Here is a 22,192-nt window from a genome sequence, read left to right on the forward strand (position 1 = left end):
GGTGAGGTGATCAAGACGGTTCCCGAGTCGAAGATCGTGGAGACGCTGATCGAAGAGGCGATGAAGCTCGCCGAGCAGATGGAGGCCGAGGGCGCGGCCTCCGGCGAGCCGTCGGTGTCGGTCGCCGGCTGACCGCGACCGCAACGCCCGGGAGCCGGACGAGGATCCGGCCCTCCGGGCGACCACCGCGGATGTGCCCGCCGACTGCCGTCCGCCGCGGGCTCACCGCGGCCGGCGACACGGTGTGGTGCGTTCGGAGCAGGTGGTCGCGGGCACGCGCTGCCCGTACGGACCGGCCCGGGAGGACTCCCGGCCGGTCCGTAGTCATGTGACCGGCCGGTCCGGGGCGGGTCCGGGTCCTCCGTGACTTGTCATGTTCTTGCCAAATAGGCCGTTCCCCATCAGGAAATCTCGCGTGCACTTCTGGCTCCGGCACGGTGACGGAACGCGCGGCGCGGTCCTCGGGCCGCACGCGCAGTCATCGTGCCCCGTGCTCCGCCCCGGTCCGCATCCGATCCGACGGGTGCGGTCCGCCTTCTCCGACAGCAAGAGGGTGAGATGAACGTGAAACGGTGCCAGGTCTTCCGCAGAGGGAGACCGGCAGGCAGACGCATGTCGTTCCTGACGGCCACGGCCGTCCTCGCCGGTTTGCTCGTCGTGCCCCGGGCAGCGGCCGAAGAGGTGCCCGACGCGGCCGTCGAGCCCATCCATCTGACCCACCGTCAGCAGGTGGTGGACCTGTGGACCACCGGCGGCACCGGCGTGAGATCCGCCGCGGAAGCCGCTCTCGCCGGCAGCGACCAGGACGTCGTCTCGTTCCTGACGGCCTACGGCGACGTGGCGCTACAGGACTACCGGGTCGAGGCGGCCCAACTGGCGGACGTGGGCGGGGAGAACACCCTCGCCGCGGTACGCCAGGCACTGACCGGATCCGAGGAAGACCTCGTCGGTTTCCTGAAGACCGGCCGGCAGGAGCCCGTCCAGCAGGACCAGCGGGTGCTGGTCGCCCGTGCCATCGACGTCGGCGGCCCCGAGGTCCAGACCCGTGGCCGGGCCGCGCTCAACGGCACCCCCGAGGACATCCAGGCGTTCCTGGAGACGGGGCAGAACGAGGCCCAGGAACAGGACGACCGGGTCCTGACGACGCAGATCATCGCCGCCGGAGGCACCCAGGTACGCGCCGCCGGCCGACTCGCGCTCAGCGGGACCATCGACGACGTCCGCGAATTCCTTGAGGTGGGACAGTTCGTCGCACGCAGCCGCGACGAGGAGTACGCCATCGTCGCGGAACTCGCGACCCAGGCCGAGCAGGCGGCAAGCTGGCCGACGCGGAGACCAAGGCCGCGCAGGCCGCTTCCGCCGAGGCGGTCGAAGCCGCCGAGCAGGCGAAGGAAGCGGCGCAGAAGGCCGAGGCGGAGGCGGAGGCCACCCAGGACGACGCCGCCGACGCCGCCCGGGTCGCCAACCGCGCGGCGAGCGCCGCCTCCGGGGCGGCGAAGGCCGCACAGCGGGCCATCTCCGCCGCCAACGCGGCCGGCAGGTCCGCGCGCATCGCGGCCAGTGCCGCGGCGCAGGCGGCGGCAGCGGCGGTCGGTGCGTCCAACGCGGCCGCCGACGCGCGCAACGCCGCCGCTGCCGCGGGCCACCGACGCCACCAAGGCGGACGCGGCGCGCAAGGCGGCCGTGACCGCGGACAACGCCGCGAAGGGCGCGGAGAAGGCGGCGATCGCCGCCGGCCAGTCCGCGTCGCCGCGGACCGGGCCGAGGCGTCGGCCCGCCAGGCGGCCGTCTCGGCCAGCGACGCCATCCTGTCCTCGGAACTCGCCCAGAGCTCGGCGGACCAGGCGTGGGCGTCCGCGGCCCAGGCCAAGTCCTCGGCGGAACGCGCCGGAAAGAGCGCCGCCGAGGCACTGGCCGCCGCGAACGACGCACTCGTCGTCGCGACCAGGAAATACCGTGCGGAAGAGGAGGAACGACGCCGCCAGGCCGTGGCCCAGAAGGAGGCCGCGGAACAGCAGGGCACCACCCCCGCCGAGCTGTACCGGTGCGGAATCCTCGGCTGCGACGCCCTGGAGAACCCGGGACGCTGGTGCCAGCACCACGAGGTCTACGGGCAGATCCGCCGACTGCGCCCCGACATGACGCTGAGCAACAACAACGAGGACACCCCGATCATGGACATGGTGTCCCACGAGCAGAAGACCGGGATGACCCCGCCGTACGACCAGCCGTCGGCGATCTGGACCCCGCTGCCGCGCCTGACCGAGTCCTGCTGCAAGGTCCCCGACACCGGCAGCTGGTGGTACGACGGCCAGGACCGCCCCGTCTCGACCGGCCTCAACGTCGACCGCTACATCGCCAACGCGGGCAACTCCGTCCGCTCCCTCATGGACTTCACCGCCATGGTCGACGGCCGCTTCCCGGCGCAGCAGGAGAAGTTCCTCGACCTTATGAAGGACTACCTCCCGCCCATCTGGGAGTCCCTGCACGGCGTCCAGGGCGGCGGCTTCATGTACGGCGGCATGCAGCCGGGCAGCTGGAACGACGGCGCGTACGGCTACCTCACCGTCAGCCGCGACCACCCCGACACCACCCAGTACGTCCACGTCACCACCCGTCCCACCACCGGTGACCAGGTCCGCATCCGCGACAACGGCTACCGCGTCGAGGGCGTCACCGACCTGCGCACCGGCGAACGCCTCCACTTCGACCAGCGCGACGGCACCCTCACCGTGCGGGGGATCACCGACTGGGACCCGTACGACACCGTCTTCAAGGTGCGCACGGCGCCGCACCGCGAGGGCGGCTATCCGGCCGGCAGCGTACGGGCGAGCGAACCCGCGCTCACCGACGGCGACTTCACCACCTACACCGACAACAAGGGCGTACTGCCCGCGCGTTACACCCTCGACCTCGGACGGGTCCGCCCGGTCGACTCCCTGGGCGTCCAGCAGCGCGAGTGGTCGCCCACGTACAACCGGGAGACCTTCGGCCGCAAGGAGGACTCCGCGCGGATCAAGGACTACACGGTGTCCGTGAGTGACGACGGCAGCACCTGGCGTGAGGTGCGGGCCGGGGTGCTGGAGAGCGCCCGCGGAATCCGTTTCATCGACCTGCCGGACGGCCTGCGCGCCCGCTACCTCACCGTCGACGTCTCCACCACCTGGTCCGCCGAGACCGTGCCCGCGTTCTACCGGCAACTGCGCATCGACGAGATCCAGGTCGGCCACGGCCACCCCACCGGCCACGGCTGACCGGCCGCTCCACCGCGTCGCCCCCGTGGGGCGGCGCGGCACAAAATCGGCGGGTACAGTGCGGAGATCAGCAGAACCCCCAGGGTGAGGCCCCGCACGTGTTGACCCAGACCACCTCACGGGTGCTCGAACCGAGCGACCTGGACGCCGCGCTCGCCGTCCTCGACCGCGAGCCTGTCGCGAACGCCTTTGTGGCGTCGCGCGTACAGGTCGCCGGCCTCGATCCGTGGCGGCTCGGCGGGGAGATGTGGGGCTGGTACGAGGACGGCATGCTGACGTCCCTGTGCTACGCGGGCGCCAACCTGGTCCCGATCTGCGCCACCCCGCGGGCCGTGCGCGCCTTCGCCGACCGCGCCCGCCGGGCCGGCCGCCGCTGCTCCTCCATCGTCGGCCCCGCCGGACCCACCGCCGCGCTGTGGCGCCTGCTCGAACCGCACTGGGGTCCGGCCCGCGAGGTCCGCGCCCGCCAGCCGCTCATGGTCACCGACCGCATGCCCGTCGCCATCGCCCCGGATCCCGCGGTCCGCCGCATCCGCAGAGACGAGATGGAGACGATCATGCCGGCCTGCGTGGCGATGTTCACCGAGGAGGTCGGCGTCTCCCCGCTGGCGGGCGACGGCGGACTGCTCTACCAGGCCCGGGTCGCCGAACTCGTCGCCTCCGGCCGGTCCTTCGCCCGGATCGACGACGGCAGGGTCGTGTTCAAGGCGGAGATCGGCGCGGCCACCGACCGGGCCTGCCAGATCCAGGGCGTGTGGGTGGCCCCCGAATACCGGGGGCGGGGCCTCGCGGCCCCCGGCATGGCGGCGGTCCTGCGCTACGCGCTGTCGGACGTGGCCCCCGTGGTGAGCCTGTACGTCAACGACTTCAACACCCCGGCCAGGCGGACCTACCTCCGGGTGGGCTTCCAGGAGACCGGGGAGTTCATGAGCATCCTCTTCTGAGCGGGGCCGGGGCGGGGCGGCCGGGCCGCCTGGCCGGCGAGTGCCGTGAACCGGTCGGGTGCGGGCCGCCCACTGCGCGACGGGTCCGCCGGACGCGGACGGTGCGCGGAGGATCACACACGGGTGACCGGGCGGTGGAGCACGCACGGGCCGAGGGGGGCCAAGCCGTCGTGTGCGGGCCGTGGCGCGCGTGACCACATACCGATCCCGCGCCCCACGGACAACCGAACCCCCCCTGTAGGCTCCGGCCATGGACCTCGTGATCGGCCCCCTGGACCTCTCCGCACGCGTCGACGAGGCCCTGGCCGTCCAGGCCATCGCCTTCGGGCTCGACGCCGACGAGGTCGCCGTACGCCGCCACATCGTCCTGCGCCACATGACCTACCCCGGGGCGAGGGCCCTCGGCGCGACCGTCGCGGGTGCGCTCGTCGGGTTCGTGTACGGCATGCCCAACGACCGCACCCACTGGTGGTCCACCGTCGTGGAGCCGTACCTGCGGGCGCAGGGCCACGACGGCTGGCTCGACGGCTCCTTCGTGATCACCGAGCTGCACGTCCACCCGTACCACCAGAACCGGGGCATCGGCCGCGCCCTGATCACCGGCATCACCGACACGGCCGCCGAACCCCGGTCGATCCTCTCCGCGATCGACACCGACAGCCCGGCCCGCGGCCTCTACCACTCCCTCGGCTACCAGGATCTGGCCCGCCAGGTCATGTTCCCCAGTGCCCCCAGGCCGTACGCGGTCATGGGCGCCCCGCTGCCGCTGCGCCGCCGCCGTCCGCGAATGGATTTCCGGCCGCGGCGACCGCCCGGCTAACCTCCTAGCCATCACCCTTATCCGGCAGGAGTACGAGAAGATGGCGAACGCACCGGTCCAGCGCATGTCGCAGTTGATGGCCAAGACGCTGCGCGACGACCCGGCGGACGCCGAGGTCCTCAGCCACAAGCTGCTCGTCCGCGCCGGCTACGTGCGCCGTACCGCCGCCGGCGTGTGGTCCTGGCTGCCGCTCGGCAGGCGGGTGCTCGCCAACGTGGAGCGCATCGTCCGCGAGGAGATGGACGCGATCGGTGCCCAGGAGGTGCTGCTGCCCGCACTGCTGCCCCGGGAGCCGTACGAGGCGACCGGCCGCTGGGAGGAGTACGGCCCCGAGCTGTTCCGCCTCCAGGACCGCAAGGGCGGCGACTACCTGCTCGGCCCGACCCACGAGGAGATCTTCACCCTGCTGGTGAAGGACCAGGTGTCCTCCTACAAGGACCTGCCGGTCATCCTCTACCAGATCCAGAGCAAGTACCGGGACGAGGCCCGGCCCCGCGCGGGCATCCTGCGCGGCCGCGAGTTCCTGATGAAGGACTCGTACTCCTTCGACCTGGAGGACGAGGGCCTCGGCCGGTCCTACGCCCTGCACCGGCAGGCGTACCAGCGGATCTTCGAGCGCCTCGGCCTCGACTACCGGATCTGCGCGGCCACCGCCGGTGCCATGGGCGGCTCCAAGTCCGAGGAGTTCCTGGCCCCGGCCGAGGCCGGCGAGGACACCTTCGCGGACTGCCCGAACTGCGACTTCGCCGCCAACACCGAGGCGATCACCTACGAACTCAAGCCGGTGGACGGCTCCTTGGCGCCCGCGCTGGAGGAGATCCCCACCCCGGACACCCCGACCATCGAGACCCTGGCCGCCTCCCTCGGCGTCCCGGCCTCGGCCACCCTGAAGAACCTCCTGGTGAAGGTGGACGGCGAGATCGTCGCCGTGGGTGTGCCGGGCGACCGCGAGGTCGACATGGACAAGGTCGAGGCGCACTTCGCCCCGGCCGTGGTCGAGTTGGTCACCGCCGAGGACTTCGCGGACCGCCCCGACCTGGTGCGCGGCTACGTCGGGCCGCAGGGCCTGGAGAAGGTCAGCTACCTCGCCGACCCGCGCGTGGCGCCGGGCACGGCGTGGATCACGGGTGCCAACAAGGAGCACACGCACGCCAGGAACGTGGTCGTCGGCCGTGACTTCGAGGTGGACCAGTACGTCGACGTCGTGGTGGTGCGGGAGGGCGACCCCTGCCCGAACTGCGGCACCGGCCTCAAACTGGACCGCGCCATCGAGATCGGCCACATCTTCCAGCTCGGCCGCAAGTACGCCGACGCCCTCAAGCTCGACGTCCTCGGCCAGAACGGCAAGCCGGTCCGGGTGACCATGGGTTCCTACGGCGTCGGCGTCTCCCGCGCGGTCGCCGCCCTCGCCGAGCAGAGCGCCGACGAGCAGGGCCTGTGCTGGCCCGCGGAGGTCGCCCCGGCGGACGTGCACGTGGTGGCCGCGGGCAAGGCCCTGCAGACCGAGGTGGCCCTCGACGTCTCCGAGCGGCTGGCCGCCGCGGGCCTGCGGGTCCTGGTCGACGACCGGGCCGGGGTCTCCCCGGGCGTGAAGTTCACGGACTCCGAGCTGATCGGCGTGCCGAAGATCCTGGTGGCGGGCCGCCGCGCGGGTGACGGCGTCCTGGAACTGAAGGACCGCAGGACCGGAGAGCGCGAGGAACTGACGATCGACGCGGCGATCACCCGGCTGACCTCCCGCTGAGCGCGCCACCGGCGGGGCAGTGACGCGCCGCCGCCCGCACGGGCGGCGGCATGCCCCACCCACCGGGCGCCGCCCCCGCGCAGCGGACGTCACCTTGTCACCGGGCGGGCCTGGGCGCGACCGGCCTGGGCGGCGGCGACGCCTTGGGCGGCGGCGATCGGCCTGACCCGGCGGCGACCGGCCTGAGCGACGGTCGGTCATGGGCAGCGAGCGGCCCCCGGACGGCGTTGTACGACCGATGGGCCGACCGGCCGACGGGCGGCCGGGGCTACGGGCCGATCGGCGGACCGCCGGAGGCGCCGGTCACCCGACCCCCGAAGGCGCCGGTCACTGTCTTCACTGCCGTGGTGGCACCCGATGGCTCCGGTGACACCGGACCGACGACGTGACACCGGACCGACGCCGTGACATGCGCCGGTCGGCGGACCGCCCGGGGCCGGCGGAACCCGCACGTCCCTAGAGCCAGCTCGCGAACTCCAGGAGAAGTTCGGCGTCCTGGCCGCGTCCGACGCGGTGGGCCCGTACCCCGGACTCCACCGCCCGGAACAGCGTCCAGCCGCGCAGGCGCTCCTGGTCCACGTCCAGTGCCTCGGCGAGCCGCTTCACCCGGCGCCGGGTGGTCGCCGACCCGGAGGACGACGCGATCAGGTCCTCCACCCGGTCCCGGACCAGCCGGGCCAGGTCGAAGGCGCACTCGCCGACCACCGGGTCCGGCCCGACCGCGAGCCACGGCATCCGCTCCCCGGCCAGCACCTTGCTCTGCCGGAACGTGCCGTGCAGCAGCCGGTGCTCGGGCGGCGCGGCGAGCAGCTCCTCGCGGACCGCGAGTGCCGCGTCGACCAGCGGCGCCAGCTCGGCGTCCGCCCTGGCCCCGGCCCGCATCGCCACCGCCTGCCGGCCGGTCCGCTCGGCCACCGTCTCGAACGGATGCGCCGCCTCCCCGCCGGGCGGCTCCACCCACAGCCGGCGCAGCGTCCCCGCCGCCTCCAGCAACGCCCTCGCCTCCGGCAGCGAACGCACCGACAGATCCGGGTGCAGCCGCTCCAGCAGCAGCTCGCCCTCGACCAGAAAGGGCTCAAGGAGCTGGACGGCACCCCGACCGTCCCAGTGCGCGAGCGCCGCCCTCTCGCTCTCCGGCCGGGCCCGGCGCGGCGCCAGCTTCAGCACCGCCGGTGACCCGTCGGCCCGCCGCACCAGCACGACCAGGCTGCTGCGCCCGCCCGGCACCTGCACCCGTTCCACGGTCAACTCGCGCAGCGCGGCCGCCTGCCGGACCGCCTCGGGCAGTTTCTCCAGCCAGTCGCCACCGTCCGGTGCCGTCTCACCGAGCGCACGCGCCAGGCGCCGCGGCGATTCGAAAGCCATGCGCGAGTCGTTCCTTTCCTGCTGTACGAGCCTGCGCCGCACTCGGTCCGTACGTACGGCCGTACAGACTGTCCGTCCGTCCGCACGGTCCGTCCGTCCACCCGTACGTATCGCCGTCCGCCGGCTCCGGGGGCTACGGCGTCCGTGTCGCCGAGGCCGCTGCCGGGGCCGACGCCGGGTCCGTCCCGGCCGGCGCGCTCGGGCCGGCCCGTTCGGCGAGACCAGGGAAGGCTACGCTCTCCCCGCGCCAGCGCACCGCCCGCACCGCGGCCTCCCGCAGCGCCAGCGCGGCCGTGCCGCGCCGCTCGCCCGAGACCGCCCGCACCAGGTCCGAGTAGACCCCGGCGACCCGCTCCTCCAACTCGGCGGCGAGCCGTATCGCCGCGGCCGAGTCCGGCACCGGGAACGGCAGCGCGTAGGCGGCGCTCGCCGCGACCGGCTGGGCGCCCCGGTCACGCACCTCGCGCTCCAGCGCGTCCCGCCGTGCCCGGTGCGCGTCGTACGCCGCCTGCGCCTCCGCACGCCGTCCCGTGGCGATCCGGCCGCCGACCACCCCGTACCCGTACACGGCCGCGTGTTCGGCGGCCAGCGCCGCCTGCAATGCCGGCAGCCCGCCGTCCTTCGCGCCGCTCACTCGGCGCCCTCCTCCCGCGCTGCCCGGCGAGCCGGGCGCGTCCGTCCGGTCGTCCCGGTCGGCCGTTCCGTTCACTTGCCGCCGTCCGTCAGCAGATACGCGTGCGCCGCCCCGGCCGCCGCCACCGAGGCCAGCAGCCGCGCCAGCTCACCCGGGACCTCCAGCAGGGCCTCGGACCGCCGGTCGGCGAGGTCGCGTTCGGCGGTGGCGAGCGCCGCCAGCGCCTTCGTACGGTCCGTCGGGACCGCGGCTGCCGGGGCCGCGGATCCGGCGGTTGTCGGGGACGCGGACGGCGCCGGGCCCGTCGCCCCCGCCTCGAACGCCTTCGCGTGCGCCGCCACCTCCGCCCGCAGCGGCCGCAGCCGCCGCGCGAGGTCCGGATGGGCGGCGAGCACGGCGTCGTACCGCGCCGCCAGCTCCCGGCTGTCCCGGGCGGCACGCGCGCGTGCCCGTTCGTCGGCCGGCCGGCTGCCGCCGGCGGTGCCGGAATCCCCGTTCCCACCGGAGCAGCCCACGAGCAGGACCGTTCCGGCAGCGGAGGCGAGCAGGGTTCTTCTCCGCGGCCCCGGAAGGGCGCGCGACGACGGGGAGAGGGGCACGGCAGACGACCTCGGGGAACTCGTACGACGAGAAGGGGGGCACGCTCGTGATCACCGTACCCGCGTGTCCGCCGGGCACCGGCCATCGGCACCGCTCGTGCGCAGGTGGACGGCAACACCCCCCGCGACCGGATACCCTTTGACCAGACGCGCGACCCATCCCACAACAGCACACGCGGCCGAGGAGTCACCCGGATGAGCACCACCCAGAGCGAGAGGCTGCGGGAACTGCTGGAACCGCTCGTCGCCTCACAGGGACTCGATCTCGAAGAGGTCGCGGTGGACACCGTGGGACGCAAGCGAGTGCTGCGGGTCGTCGTCGATTCCGACGCCGGTGCCGATCTGGACCGGATCGCCGATGTGAGCCGCGCGCTCTCGGCGAAGCTCGACGAGACGGACGCGATGGGCGCGGGCGCCTACGACCTGGAGGTGGGCACCCCGGGAGCGGAGCGTGCCCTGACCGAGTACCGCCACTTCGTACGCGCCACCGACCGTCTGGTGAAGTTCCAGCTCCACGAGGGCGGCGACCTGGTGGCGCGGATCCGCGCCGTGGACGAGGCGGGCCTCGACCTCGAAGTGCCCGGCGTGAAGGGCCGCAAGGCCACCACGCGCAAGCTGGCCTTCCCGGACATCGCCAAGGCGCGCGTGCAGGTGGAGTTCAACCGCAAGGACACCGACACGTCCCGGGCGAAGCCCGCCGCGCACGACGCCGACGACCTGGACGACGCGGACGACCTGTCCGACACGGACCACGCGGACCACGCGGACCACACGAACGACAAGAAGGAAGAGGAGGCGTAGCCGTGGACATCGACATGAGCGCCCTGCGGGGCTTGGTACGGGAGAAGGAGATCTCCTTCGACCTGCTGGTCGAGGCGATCGAGTCGGCCCTCCTCATCGCCTACCACCGGACCGAGGGAAGCCGCCGGCACGCGCGCGTGGAGCTCAACCGGCAGACCGGGCACGTGACCGTGTGGGCGAAGGAGGACCCCGAGGACCTGGAAGAGGGCCAGGAGCCCCGGGAGTTCGACGACACCCCGTCCGGGTTCGGCCGTATCGCCGCCACCACCGCCAAGCAGGTCATCCTGCAACGGCTGCGCGACGCCGAGGACGACGCGACGCTCGGCGAGTACGCCGGCCGCGAGGGCGACATCGTCACCGGCGTGGTGCAGCAGGGCCGCGACCCGAAGAACGTGCTCGTCGACATCGGCCGGCTGGAGGCCATCCTGCCGGTGCAGGAGCAGGTGCCCGGCGAGACGTATCCGCACGGCATGCGGCTGCGCTCGTACGTCGTCCGGGTGGCGAAGGGCGTGCGGGGCCCGTCGGTCACCCTCTCGCGCACACATCCCAATCTGGTGAAGAAACTCTTCGCGCTGGAGGTGCCGGAGATCGCCGACGGCTCCGTGGAGATCGCCGCGATCGCCCGGGAGGCCGGTCACCGCACCAAGATCGCGGTCCGCTCCACCCGTTCGGGCCTGAACGCCAAGGGCGCCTGCATCGGCCCGATGGGCGGCCGGGTGCGCAATGTGATGGGCGAGCTGAACGGCGAGAAGATCGACATCGTCGACTGGTCGGACGACCCGGCGGAGATGGTGGCGAACGCGCTGTCACCCGCGCGGGTGTCCAAGGTGGAGGTCGTGGATCTGGCGGCCCGGTCCGCCCGGGTGACCGTGCCCGACTACCAGCTGTCGCTGGCGATCGGCAAGGAAGGCCAGAACGCCCGGCTCGCCGCCCGGCTCACGGGCTGGCGGATCGACATCCGTCCGGACACCGAGCAGCCGTCCGAGTAGCCGCGAGAGCCGCCGTCCGGGCGGCAGTCACCCGGACGGCGGGAATAGATCCGAGTCACCGGTGGCTTGGATCACGACAACAACCGTTCGATCTTCCCCTCGAAGGGGTGAGGTCGGTGCGGGGAGGTAGACTTAGCAGTGTCTGGCCGGACGCGAGCCCGCGCATGCCCTGAGCGCACCTGTGTGGGGTGCAGGCAGCGAGCGGCCAAGATCGAACTGTTGCGCATCGTGGTGGCCGGGGACGCGTGTGTCCCCGACCCTCGCGGTACGCTGCCCGGCCGGGGTGCTTATGTACACCCCGTCCCGGTCTGTCTCGATCAGGCGGTGCGCCGCCGGGCGTTCCCACGGGCGTTGCGCGTCCCGGGACCGCTCGACGTAATGGCGTTGCGCCGGTACGTCGAGCAGACACACAGTTGCTGAGGCAACACGGTAGGGAAAGACGCGCCGCACGGAACCCCGTGCGGTCAGGTACCTCGCGAGTCGGAAGTAGGTCGAGATTGCGATGAGCACTCGATGAGTACGCGATGAGTACGCCCATGAACTAGCGACGGTCCGGCCGCAACCCGGACCTCAAAGGAGCGAAGTGGCTAAGGTCCGGGTCTACGAACTCGCCAAGGAGTTCGGTGTGGAGAGCAAGGTCGTCATGGCCAAGCTCCAGGAACTCGGTGAATTCGTCCGTTCGGCGTCCTCGACGATCGAGGCGCCCGTAGTACGCAAGCTGACTGACGCCTTCCAGGGCGGCGGCAACGGCAGGTCCGCCGCCAAGCCCGCCCCGCGCAAGGCGGCCCCCAAGCCCGCAGCGCCGGCCCCGGCACAGGCCGCCGGTGCCTCCCCCGCCGCCAAGGCAGTGGGAGAGCGCCCGGCTGCCCCGAAGCCGGCCGCCCCCCGGCCTCCCGTGGCCCAGCAGCCCGCGGCCCCCGCGGCCTCGGCGGCACCCACCACGCCGGCACCCACCACGCCGGCCTCCGGCCCGCGGCCGGGCCCCAAGCCCGCGCCTCGTCCGGCCCCGACGGCACCCACCACGCCGGAGTTCACCGCTCCGCCGTCGGCCCCGGCGCCGTCCCCGGCCGCCCAGGGACCGCGTCCCGGCGCCCGTCCCGGTGGCCCCAAGCCCGGCGGTCGTCCGGGTGCGTCCGGCCAGGGCCAGTCCCGTCCGGGCCAGGGCGCCCCGCGCCCCGGCGGCCAGGGTCAGCGTCCCGGTGCCCGTCCGGCCGGTCCGCGACCGGGCAACAACCCCTTCACGTCCGGCGGTTCCACCGGCATGGCGCGCCCGCAGGCGCCCCGGCCGCAGGGCTCGCGCCCGGGTCCCGGCGGTCCCGGCGGTTCCCCTCGCCCGCAGGCGCCCGGCGCCCAGGGCGGCGGTCCGCGTCCGCAGGCTCCCGGTGGCCACTCCGGTTCCTCCGGCCGGCCCTCCCCGTCCGGCATGCCGCGCCCGCAGGGCGGTCCGCGTCCCGGCGGCGGCGGTCCCGGCGGTCCGCGTCCGAATCCCGGCATGATGCCGCAGCGTCCCGCTGCCGGTCCGCGTCCGGGTGGCGGCGGTCCCGGTGGCCGCGGTCCGGCCGGTGCCGGTCGTCCCGGTGGCGGCGGCGGTCGTCCCGGTGGCGGCGGCGGCTTCGCCGGTCGTCCCGGCGGCGGTGGCGGCGGCGGTCGTCCCGGTGGTGGCGGCGGCGGCTTCGCCGGTCGTCCCGGTGGTGGCGGCGGCGGTGGCGGCTTCGGCGGCGGCGGTGGCGGTCGTCCCGGCTTCGGCGGTCGTCCCGGTGGTCCCGGTGGCCGTGGTGGCACGCAGGGCGCCTTCGGCCGTCCCGGCGGTCCGGCGCGTCGTGGTCGCAAGTCGAAGCGGCAGCGGCGCCAGGAGTACGAGGCGATGCAGGCCCCGAGCGTCGGCGGCGTGATGCTGCCGCGCGGCGGCGGCGAGACCATCCGTCTCTCCCGTGGCGCGTCGCTCACCGACTTCGCGGAGAAGATCAACGCCAACCCGGCGTCGCTCGTCGCGGTCATGATGAACCTCGGCGAGATGGTCACCGCGACCCAGTCCGTCTCCGACGAGACCCTGCAACTCCTCGCCGGCGAGATGAACTACACGGTTCAGATCGTCAGCCCCGAGGAGGAGGACCGCGAGCTCCTGGAGTCCTTCGACATCGAGTTCGGCGAGGACGAGGGCTCGGAGGACGACCTGGTCGTCCGTCCGCCGGTCGTCACCGTCATGGGTCACGTCGACCACGGCAAGACCCGCCTCCTCGACGCCATCCGCAAGACGAACGTCATCGCGGGCGAGGCCGGCGGCATCACCCAGCACATCGGTGCCTACCAGGTCGCGACCGAGGTCAACGGCGACGAGCGGGCGATCACCTTCATCGACACCCCGGGTCACGAGGCGTTCACCGCCATGCGTGCCCGCGGTGCGAAGTCGACGGACATCGCGATCCTCGTGGTCGCGGCCAACGACGGTGTGATGCCGCAGACCGTCGAGGCCCTGAACCACGCCAAGGCGGCCGACGTGCCGATCGTGGTCGCGGTCAACAAGATCGACGTCGAGGGCGCGGACCCGACCAAGGTGCGCGGTCAGCTGACCGAGTACGGCCTGGTGGCCGAGGAGTACGGCGGCGAGACCATGTTCGTCGACATCTCCGCCAAGCAGGGCCTGCACATCGACAGCCTGCTGGAAGCGGTCGTCCTGACCGCCGACGCCGCCCTGGACCTGCGGGCCAACCCGCACCAGGACGCGCAGGGCATCTCGATCGAGTCGCGGCTCGACCGCGGCCGTGGCGCCGTCGCCACGGTCCTGGTCCAGCGCGGCACCCTGCGGGTCGGCGACACGATGGTCGTCGGCGACGCCTACGGCCGCGTGCGGGCCATGCTCGACGACAACGGCAACAACGTCGCCGAGGCGGGTCCGTCCACGCCGGTCCAGGTGCTCGGTCTGACCAACGTGCCGGGTGCCGGTGACAACTTCATCGTGGTCGAGGAGGACCGTACGGCCCGCCAGATCGCGGAGAAGCGCGCCGCTCGCGAGCGCAACGCGGCCTTCGCGAAGCGCACGCGCCGCGTGTCCCTGGAGGATCTGGACAAGGTGCTGAAGGCCGGCGAGGTCCAGCAGCTGAACCTGATCATCAAGGGCGACGCCTCCGGCTCCGTCGAGGCACTGGAGTCCTCGCTGCTCCAGCTGGACGTCGGCGAAGAGGTCGACATCCGCGTCCTGCACCGTGGTGTCGGTGCGGTCACGGAGTCCGACATCGACCTGGCGATGGGCTCCGACGCCATCGTGATCGGCTTCAACGTGCGCGCGGCGGGCCGTGCGCAGCAGATGGCCGAGCGCGAAGGCGTGGACGTCCGGTACTACTCGGTCATCTACCAGGCGATCGAGGAGATCGAGGCGGCCCTCAAGGGCATGCTCAAGCCGGAGTTCGAAGAGGTCGAGCTGGGTACGGCGGAGATCCGCGAGGTCTTCAAGTCGTCCAAGCTGGGCAACATCGCCGGTGTGCTCATCAGGTCCGGCGAGGTCAGGCGGAACACCAAGGCCCGCCTGCTGCGCGACGGCAAGGTCGTCGCGGAGAACCTCACCATCGACGGCCTGCGCCGCTTCAAGGACGACGTCACCGAGATCCGCGAAGGGTTCGAGGGCGGTATCAACCTCGGCAACTTCAACGACATCAAGATCGACGACGTCATCGCGACGTACGAGATGCGGGAGAAGCCGCGGGTGTAAGGACCGACAGGTTCTGAAACTGACCGGCGGGACTCTGGTCCCGCCGGTCAGTGCCCCTTTTCCGGCTGACCGGGGTTTCCGGGGGCCGGGGGCGGAGCCTCGGGCCTGCCCGCCGCACACGGTGCCCCGGAAACCCCGTCGAGCCACCGGCAGGCACGCGGTACCGTTCTTGATGTCCCTGCCGATCCCGATGGCAGGGCCATCGATCCCGTACCGGCGGGTCATCCGGATACACACATGTACGTGGGGACGCTGTCCTTCGACCTCCTCCTCGGCGACGTACGGTCGCTGAAGGAGAAGCGCTCCGTCGTCCGCCCGATCGTCGCCGAACTGCAGCGGAAGTACGCGGTGAGCGCGGCCGAGGTGGACCACCAGGACCTCCACCGCCGGGCCGGGATCGGCCTCGCGCTGGTCTCCGGCGACGCGGGGCACCTGAGCGACGTACTCGACCGGTGCGAACGGCTGGTCGCCGGCCGCCCCGAAGTGGAACTGCTGTCCGTCCGGCGGCAGTTCCACGGCGACGACGACTGACCACAGAACGCAGAAGAAGAAAGAACGGGAGACGGAGCAGTGGCCGACAACGCGCGGGCGAAAAGGCTGGCGGACCTCATCCGAGAGGTGGTGGCCCAGAAGCTGCAGCGCGGGATCAAGGACCCGCGGCTCGGCACGCATGTCACCATCACGGACACCCGGGTCACCGGGGACCTGCGGGAGGCGACCGTCTTCTACACGGTGTACGGCGACGAGGAGGAGCGGAAGTCCGCCGCGGCCGGACTGGAGAGCGCCAAGGGCATCCTGCGCTCCGAGGTCGGCCGCGCCGCCGGCGTGAAGTTCACGCCGACCCTCACCTTCGTCGCGGACGCCCTGCCGGACAACGCCCGGAACATCGAGGATCTCCTCGACCGGGCGCGCGCCTCCGACGCGCAGGTGCGCGAGGCGTCCGCGGGCGCGGCCTACGCCGGTGAAGCGGACCCCTACCGCAAGCCCGGATCGGACGACGAAACGGGCGACGCCGGAGCATGACCAGCAAGCACACCACGCCCGACGGCCTCGTCATCGTCGACAAGCCGTCGGGCTTCACTTCGCACGACGTGGTCGCCAAGATGCGCGGCATCGCGCGCACGCGCCGCGTCGGGCACGCCGGCACCCTCGACCCGATGGCGACCGGTGTACTCGTCCTCGGCGTCGAGAAGGCGACAAAGCTCCTCGGGCACCTGGCCCTGACGGAGAAGGAGTACCTGGGCACCATCCGGCTCGGCCAGAGCACCCTCACCGACGACGCCGAGGGCGAGATCATCGCCGCCACCAGCGCCGCCGCCGTCACCCGCGACGCCATCGACGCCGGCATCGCCAAACTGACCGGCGACATCATGCAGGTGCCGTCCAAGGTCAGCGCCATCAAGATCGACGGAGTGCGGTCCTACAAACGGGCCCGGGAGGGCGAGGACTTCGAGATCCCCGCCCGGCCGGTCACCATCTCCTCCTTCACGGTGTACGACGTCCGGGAGGCCGCCGCCGCGGACGGCACCCCGGTGCGCGACCTCGTGGTCTCGGTCGTCTGCTCCTCCGGCACCTACATCCGTGCCCTCGCCCGCGACCTGGGCGCCGACCTCGGCGTCGGCGGCCACCTCACCGCGCTGCGCCGCACCCGTGTCGGACCGTACAAACTGGACGCGGCACGCACCCTGGACCAGCTCCAGCAGGAACTGACCGTGATGCCGGTCGCCGAGGCGGCCGCCGCCGCCTTCACCCGCTGGGACGTGGACGCCAAGCGGGCCCGGCTGCTCCTCAACGGCGTACGGCTGGAGATGCCCGACGTGTACGCGGCCACCGGCCCCGTCGCGGTCTTCGATCCCGAGGGCCGTTTCCTCGCGCTCGTCGAGGACCAGCAGGGGAAGGCGAAGAGCCTGGCCGTGTTCGGCTGACCGGCCTGCGCTGTTCCGTGGAGCGGCGGAGCACGGGGTGCTCGACTGCCGCCGCTCCACGGTCCCCCCTCGGTTCCCCCACCTCTAGGGTTGTCCAGCCGTCCCCGCCCATTCACCCGGCCGGGCAGGCGCTCGGAGTGACCAGGGGAGCGGAAGGGGGCGCTTTCGGCACGTGGGCGCGTCCCGGACGACGTCGGCCGCGCGGTGCCGCTGCGGCCGGCTCCTGATCCGCGCCCTCGACGGCGCGGCCCGCTTCGGCCGTGGCCCGCCCGACCTGGGCCGGCGGGTTCCCGGCCGCGCCGCGCTGATGGCCCGTCGGCTCGCCGGGGACCCCGGAGGAACGGGCCGCCGCGGTGGGGCCGAGTACGCGCCGGAGGCTCGGCAGTCCGGCGGGCGTGCGCGTCCCCGGGTGGGACGGATTCCGTACCCTCGGTGGTCAGGGTCCCCGCTCCGGGTGAACGGTCCGCACGTGCGCCCGGTCACAGCACCCCCACCGATGCGGGCCAGGGGCACCCGGCATGGCACCCTTAGACCTGCGCAAGAGGTCAGGTAGATACGGACACGGGTTCGAGGAGCGGTCACAGTGCAGCGCTGGCGTGGCTTGGAGGACATCCCCGAGGACTGGGGGCGCAGCGTCGTCACCATCGGTTCCTACGACGGAGTCCACCGTGGCCACCAGCTGATCATCAGGCACGCCGTGGACCGCGCCCGCCAGCTGGGCGTCCCCTCCGTTGTGGTGACCTTCGACCCGCACCCCAGCGAGGTGGTCCGCCCGGGCAGCCACCCCCCGCTGCTGGCCCCGCACCACCGCCGGGCCGAGCTGATGACGGAGCTGGGCGTGGACGCGGTCCTGATCCTGCCCTTCACCACCGAGTTCTCCAAGCTCTCGCCCGCCGAGTTCGTCGTGAAGGTCCTGGTCGACAAGTTGCACGCCAGGGCGGTCGTCGAGGGCCCGAACTTCCGCTTCGGCCACCGCGCGGCCGGCAACGTCGAGTTCCTCGCCGAGCAGGGTGCGGTCTACGACTTCGACGTCGAGGTCGTCGACCTGTACGTGACCGGTGCGGCGGGCGGCGGCGAGCCGTTCTCCTCGACCCTCACCCGGCGCCTGGTCGCCGAGGGCGACGTGGCGGGCGCCCGCGAGATCCTGGGCCGCCCGCACCGCGTCGAGGGCGTGGTGGTCCGCGGCGCCCAGCGCGGTCGCGAGCTGGGCTACCCGACTGCCAACGTCGAAACCCTGCCGCACACCGCGATCCCGGCCGACGGCGTGTACGCCGGTTATCTGCACGCCCAGGGCGAGATCATGCCGGCGGCCATCTCCGTCGGCACCAACCCGCAGTTCGACGGCACGGAGCGCACGGTGGAGGCGTACGCCATCGACCGCGTGGGCCTCGACCTGTACGGGCTGCACGTCGCGGTGGACTTCCTGGCGTATGTGCGCGGGCAGGCGAAGTTCGACTCGCTCGAGGCCCTGCTGGAGCAGATGGCCGACGACGTGAAGCGCTGCCGGGAACTGATCGCGGCGGACGAGTAGCCGCAGTCGGCCCGTAGCCGCCCCGCGGCCCGCCGTGGGCCGTGCGCGAGGACCGCGGCCACCGGGAAGCGACTGGGAAGCGAAGGAAGCGACCGAGGAGCGACTGGAAGCGGCCACGAAGCGAATACGACGCCGAAGGGCGGCCGGTGCGGTGAGGCACCGGCCGCCCTTCGGCGTTCCTGTACTGCGTCTTCCTCTTCCTCGTACTGCCGCTTCGGGCCCTACTGCTGGGGCGGTGCCTGCGGAGGCTGCGCCTGCTGCTGACCCGGCTGCGGGTATCCGGCTTGCGGATGTCCGGGCTGCGGGTACGACTGCTGTCCCGGCTGCTGCGGATAGGGCGGCTGGGCCGCGGCGGGCTGGGCGTAGGGCTGGCCCTGCTGCGGGTACGGGTACTGCCCCGGGACCTGCTGGTAGGGCTGGCCCGGCATGGGCGGGGCGGCCACCGGCGGCGGGTTGCCGTCGCTGGTCCACAGGCCGTGCGCCTGCTGGTGCCGGGTGAAGTCCTCGGCCACCGTGGCGGCGAGATTGAAGTACGCCTCGCGCACCTTCGGCCGCATCATGTCGAGGTCGACCTCCGCACCGGCGGCCAGGTGCTCGTCGAAGGGCACCACGATCACGCCGCGGCACCGGGTCTCGAAGTGCGCCACGATGTCCTCGACCTTGATCATCTTGCCGGTCTCGCGCACTCCGGAGATCACCGTGATGGATCGTGCGACCAGGTCCGAGTACCCGTGCGCGGAGAGCCAGTCCAGGGTGGTGCTGGCGCTGCTCGCACCGTCCACGGAAGGCGTGGAAACGATGATGAGCTGGTCGGCGAGGTCGAGCACCCCACGCATCGCGCTGTACAGCAGCCCGGTGCCCGAGTCGGTGAGGATGACCGGGTACTGCCTGCCGAGCACGTCGATCGCGCGCCGGTAGTCGTCGTCGTTGAAGGTCGTGGAGACGGCCGGGTCGACGTCGTTGGCGATGATCTCCAGGCCGGACGGCGCCTGCGAGGTGAAGCGCCGGATGTCCATGTACGAGTTGAGGTACGGGATCGCCTGGACGAGGTCGCGGATGGTCGCCCCGGTCTCGCGGCGGACCCGGCGGCCGAGTGTACCGGCGTCCGGGTTGGCGTCGATCGCGAGGATCTTGTCCTGCCGCTCGCTGGCGAGGGTGGCGCCGAGAGCGGTCGTCGTGGTCGTCTTGCCCACGCCGCCCTTGAGACTGATCACCGCGATCCGGTAGCAGGACAGCACGGGGGTGCGGATCAGCTCCAGCTTCCGCTGCCGCTCCGCTTCCTCCTTCTTCCCGCCGATCTTGAACCGGGAGGGCGCGGCGGCCGTCCGGCCGCTCTTGGCCTTCTGCCGCTTGTTGTTGAGCAGCCGGTCGGAGGAGAGTTCCACGGCCGCGGTGTAACCGAGCGGCGCGGCACCGGGGTTGGTGGGCTGCCGCTGGTCGTGCTGCACCGGCTGCGGCCAGGCGGCGCCGGTCCGGGGATCGACGGGCTGCCGGCCTGCCTGCCCGGGGTGCGCGGGGGCCTGCGGGAAGCCGTAACCGCCGGACTGGGCAGGCGGGTTGGGGTCGGTGGACGGGTGCGGGAAGCCGTAGCCGGCCTGGGGCTGTTCGGGGACCCCCGCGGCCTGGGGCTGCCCAGTGCGCGCCGCGGGATCGGCGGGCGTCGGACCGTACGGTGCCTGGGGCGCCGGGACTCCGGGCTGCGGGAAGCCGTAGCCGCCCTGTGGCGGGTTGGGTGCCGGGGCCTGAGGGGCCGCCGGAGCGCCGGCCGCGTACGGCTGGCCGGGCTGCGGGGCGGGCTGGTTCCAGGCGGCGGGCGCGGGCTGCGGAGCCTGCGGCTGGAAGGCCGGCGGCTGCGGCGGCTGGTCCGCCGGGGCCTCGGCGGCGGGCGGCTGCGGGGGCCCCTGGCCGGGCGCGGGCTGCACCGGCCACTGGGCGGCGGGCGCGGGCGCGGCGGGCTGGTACGAGGGCGGCAGGGGCGGCAGCCCGCCCTGCGGCGCCGGCACGGGCGGCCAGGCGGGCGGGGCGTCCTGGGGCGCCGGGGGAGCGGTGGGTACGGCGCCCTGGGGTGCCGGAGCGGTGGCCGGGAAGGGAGCCTGCGGCGCGGACGGCGGCGTCGGTACCGCGTCCTGCGGCGCCGCGTCCTGCACGAGATCCGGGTCCGAATCCGTGTCGTCCGTACTGTCTGTACCGTCTGTATCCGTACCGTCCGTATCCGTAAGCGGACCGGTGTCCGACTCCGCGACGGCGTCGGTGTCCGTGCTCGCGTCCTCGTCCTCGTCCTCGTCCGCCGTGGCGAACGCGACACGCGAACCCGGCTTCTCTTCCCCGGCCGGGGCTTCGGCCCCGGCCTCGGTCACCGAGTCGTTCTCGGACCACGGGTCCTGGGGGTCGTCGTCGGGGCCGACGTCACCGGTCACGGAGTCGTGGCTGTCGTCGTAGTCGTCGTATTCGTCGGCGTACGTGTCCTCGGCATCGGCGTCGGCATCCGGCGCGGAGGTCGCATGCACCGCTGCCACGGCCTCGTCCGCCGTATCCTCGGTCGGCTCGTCCTCGTCGGTCGTCGCCCTGGTGGCCGCCGGCGCCTCCGCACCGGCACCCGGCGCGGGCTCGGCGCCGTCGTCCGGCTCGGGCTCCGCCCGGCCGACCGCGGCCAGCCGCCTCGCGTCCTCGGCGATCTCCGCGATCTCACGCCGCAGCGCGACCGAGGAGAACCGCACCGTGTCGCCGCTCTCCAGGTCGCCGTTGTCCGGCTGCTCCTCGTCGGCGTCAGCGACGGCGGGCGCCGCGGCCGTGGGCGCCGCGGTCGTGGACGCCGACCACTGCTGGAATCCCCCGGCGGGAATGTTCGGCACGGCCGTGGGCGAGGCGGGATCGTTCTCCGGCTGCGCCGGTGGTTGCTGCTGCGGCTCGAACCCGCTGCCCACGGGCAGCTTCGGCACCGCGACGGGACTCCCGGCGGGAGCCACGGGCGGCGTGAACGGTGCCCCCGGTCCGGTCGTCGGAGCGGGCGGCGTGAACGGCGCACCTGGCGCCGGGGCCGGCGGCGTGAACGGCGCACCGGGTACAGGCGGAGCCGGAGGCGGGGTGAACGGTGCTCCGGGCGCGGGCGGAGGCGGCGTGAAGGGCGCTCCGGGCGCGGGAGTTCCGGGAGTTGAGGCTCCGGCGGGCCGCGCGTGCGGCGGCGGAGCCAGACCCGGAATCGGCGCACCGGGCGGGAACGGCGCATGCCTCGGGAGCGGGGAAGGAGCGGCGCCGGGGCCCGGGGCCCCACCCGCCTGCTCCGAACTCCCTGACACCTCCGACGAACGGGACGCCCCGGATGCCCCGGGCGACCCGAAGGACTCGGGTTCCCCGGACCCGGACGGTCCTCCCGTTTCCGCCGCGTTCTGCGTGTACCAGGCGGGCGGTGCGTAGTCGATGGTGAATTCGCCGGTCGTCTCGAAGGCCGATTCCGCGTCGGGCTGGTCATCGCCGGGTGTGGCCCAGCCCCCGCGGATCCCGTCCCGATCGCTGCTCACAGTTCCTCCTGCTTGGTCGAGCACCCTCGCGCCGTGCCGTGGGCGACCATCTCGTGTCGTTCTCAGTCGTCCGTTGTCGTTCGAGGTAGTCCGATCCACCGGCCCTCCCCCTGAGGCGCCGACGTCCCGTCCACGGGTACCGGCAGCACGCCCACTCCCAGCCTAATCACCGACGCCCCCACCCCGGCAGGCCCGTCCACCCCTGAGCCTGCGCCCACTCCGTCACACCCTGCCCTGAAGTGCCGTACACAGTCCGCGTATCGGTGAACAATCCGGGCGACAAACATGAACAAGCGCGACGGAACGGCGTGCGGAGTGATATTCGCGGGCCCGAATCGGGGTGCCCCGTAAGGGGATTGACG

Annotated in this window: 16 protein-coding genes and 2 pseudogenes; 14 read left to right on the forward strand and 4 right to left on the reverse strand. The window is 73.0% G+C overall.

Going from position 1 to position 22,192, the window contains the following annotated elements; translation table 11 throughout:
• The 6 genes and pseudogenes from ACFY2B_RS43140 to ACFY2B_RS43165 all read left to right on the forward strand — a co-directional run.
• A pseudogene (locus ACFY2B_RS43140) lies at nt 1-132 on the forward strand (4-hydroxy-3-methylbut-2-en-1-yl diphosphate synthase); the annotation flags it as partial.
• Between the two features lie 480 nt (nt 133-612).
• A pseudogene (locus ACFY2B_RS43145) lies at nt 613-1,242 on the forward strand (ALF repeat-containing protein); the annotation flags it as partial.
• A 746-nt stretch (nt 1,243-1,988) separates the two neighbouring features.
• Nucleotides 1,989-3,254 (forward strand): discoidin domain-containing protein, encoded by a 1,266-nt coding sequence (locus ACFY2B_RS43150; RefSeq protein ID WP_390768550.1) that lies wholly within the window; start codon nt 1,989-1,991, stop codon nt 3,252-3,254.
• A 98-nt stretch (nt 3,255-3,352) separates the two neighbouring features.
• A complete protein-coding gene (locus ACFY2B_RS43155) occupies nt 3,353-4,198 on the forward strand; it encodes a GNAT family N-acetyltransferase (RefSeq protein ID WP_390768551.1) in 846 nt (281 codons plus the stop codon).
• A gap of 250 nt (nt 4,199-4,448) precedes the next feature.
• On the forward strand, nt 4,449-5,018 hold the full coding sequence (locus ACFY2B_RS43160) for a GNAT family N-acetyltransferase (RefSeq protein ID WP_390768552.1): 570 nt from the start codon (nt 4,449-4,451) through the stop codon (nt 5,016-5,018).
• A 40-nt stretch (nt 5,019-5,058) separates the two neighbouring features.
• Complete coding sequence (locus ACFY2B_RS43165; RefSeq protein ID WP_390768553.1) at nt 5,059-6,762, forward strand: proline--tRNA ligase; 1,704 nt, start codon at nt 5,059-5,061, stop codon at nt 6,760-6,762.
• 456 nt (nt 6,763-7,218) lie between these two features.
• Here the strand turns inward: ACFY2B_RS43165 and ACFY2B_RS43170 are convergent, their stop codons facing one another.
• The 3 genes from ACFY2B_RS43170 to ACFY2B_RS43180 form a co-directional block, all read right to left on the reverse strand.
• On the reverse strand, nt 7,219-8,127 hold the full coding sequence (locus ACFY2B_RS43170; RefSeq protein WP_390768554.1) for an aminoglycoside phosphotransferase family protein: 909 nt from the start codon (nt 8,125-8,127) through the stop codon (nt 7,219-7,221).
• Between the two features lie 133 nt (nt 8,128-8,260).
• The gene (locus ACFY2B_RS43175; RefSeq protein WP_390768555.1) at nt 8,261-8,761 is read right to left on the reverse strand and encodes a ferritin-like domain-containing protein; all 501 of its coding nucleotides are present in this window, start codon (nt 8,759-8,761) and stop codon (nt 8,261-8,263) included.
• 71 nt (nt 8,762-8,832) lie between these two features.
• Complete coding sequence (locus ACFY2B_RS43180; RefSeq protein ID WP_390768556.1) at nt 8,833-9,360, reverse strand: hypothetical protein; 528 nt, start codon at nt 9,358-9,360, stop codon at nt 8,833-8,835.
• Between the two features lie 195 nt (nt 9,361-9,555).
• Between ACFY2B_RS43180 and rimP the strand changes: the two genes are divergently transcribed.
• From rimP to ACFY2B_RS43220, 8 genes are all read left to right on the forward strand, one after another.
• Complete coding sequence (rimP, locus tag ACFY2B_RS43185; RefSeq protein ID WP_390768557.1) at nt 9,556-10,161, forward strand: ribosome maturation factor RimP; 606 nt, start codon at nt 9,556-9,558, stop codon at nt 10,159-10,161.
• A 2-nt stretch (nt 10,162-10,163) separates the two neighbouring features.
• A complete protein-coding gene (gene nusA, locus ACFY2B_RS43190; protein ID WP_390768558.1) occupies nt 10,164-11,150 on the forward strand; it encodes a transcription termination factor NusA in 987 nt (328 codons plus the stop codon).
• A 138-nt stretch (nt 11,151-11,288) separates the two neighbouring features.
• Entirely contained in the window at nt 11,289-11,570 is a 282-nt protein-coding gene (locus tag ACFY2B_RS43195) for a YlxR family protein (RefSeq protein WP_376537833.1), read from the forward strand.
• Between the two features lie 163 nt (nt 11,571-11,733).
• Entirely contained in the window at nt 11,734-14,856 is a 3,123-nt protein-coding gene (gene infB, locus ACFY2B_RS43200; RefSeq protein WP_390768559.1) for a translation initiation factor IF-2, read from the forward strand.
• Nucleotides 14,857-15,093: 237 nt separating this feature from the next.
• On the forward strand, nt 15,094-15,387 hold the full coding sequence (locus ACFY2B_RS43205; RefSeq protein WP_376537829.1) for a DUF503 domain-containing protein: 294 nt from the start codon (nt 15,094-15,096) through the stop codon (nt 15,385-15,387).
• A gap of 39 nt (nt 15,388-15,426) precedes the next feature.
• A complete protein-coding gene (rbfA, locus tag ACFY2B_RS43210) occupies nt 15,427-15,879 on the forward strand; it encodes a 30S ribosome-binding factor RbfA (protein ID WP_390768560.1) in 453 nt (150 codons plus the stop codon).
• Nucleotides 15,876-16,781 carry a tRNA pseudouridine(55) synthase TruB gene (gene truB, locus ACFY2B_RS43215; RefSeq protein WP_390768561.1) on the forward strand — a complete coding sequence of 302 codons (906 nt, stop codon included), beginning with the start codon at nt 15,876-15,878 and terminating at the stop codon, nt 16,779-16,781. The genes rbfA and truB overlap by 4 nt, the downstream gene beginning before the upstream one ends.
• 583 nt (nt 16,782-17,364) lie before the next feature.
• Nucleotides 17,365-18,312, forward strand: coding sequence for a bifunctional riboflavin kinase/FAD synthetase (locus ACFY2B_RS43220; RefSeq protein ID WP_390768562.1), 948 nt, complete (start codon nt 17,365-17,367; stop codon nt 18,310-18,312).
• A gap of 221 nt (nt 18,313-18,533) precedes the next feature.
• Here ACFY2B_RS43220 and ACFY2B_RS43225 read toward each other — a convergent pair whose 3' ends face one another.
• Nucleotides 18,534-21,830 carry an SCO5717 family growth-regulating ATPase gene (locus ACFY2B_RS43225; protein ID WP_390768563.1) on the reverse strand — a complete coding sequence of 1,099 codons (3,297 nt, stop codon included), beginning with the start codon at nt 21,828-21,830 and terminating at the stop codon, nt 18,534-18,536.
• Between the last annotated feature and the right edge of the window lie 362 nt (nt 21,831-22,192).

The sequence above is a fragment of the Streptomyces sp. NPDC001270 genome, assembly GCF_042896695.1.
In the GTDB taxonomy this organism is placed as follows: domain Bacteria; phylum Actinomycetota; class Actinomycetes; order Streptomycetales; family Streptomycetaceae; genus Streptomyces.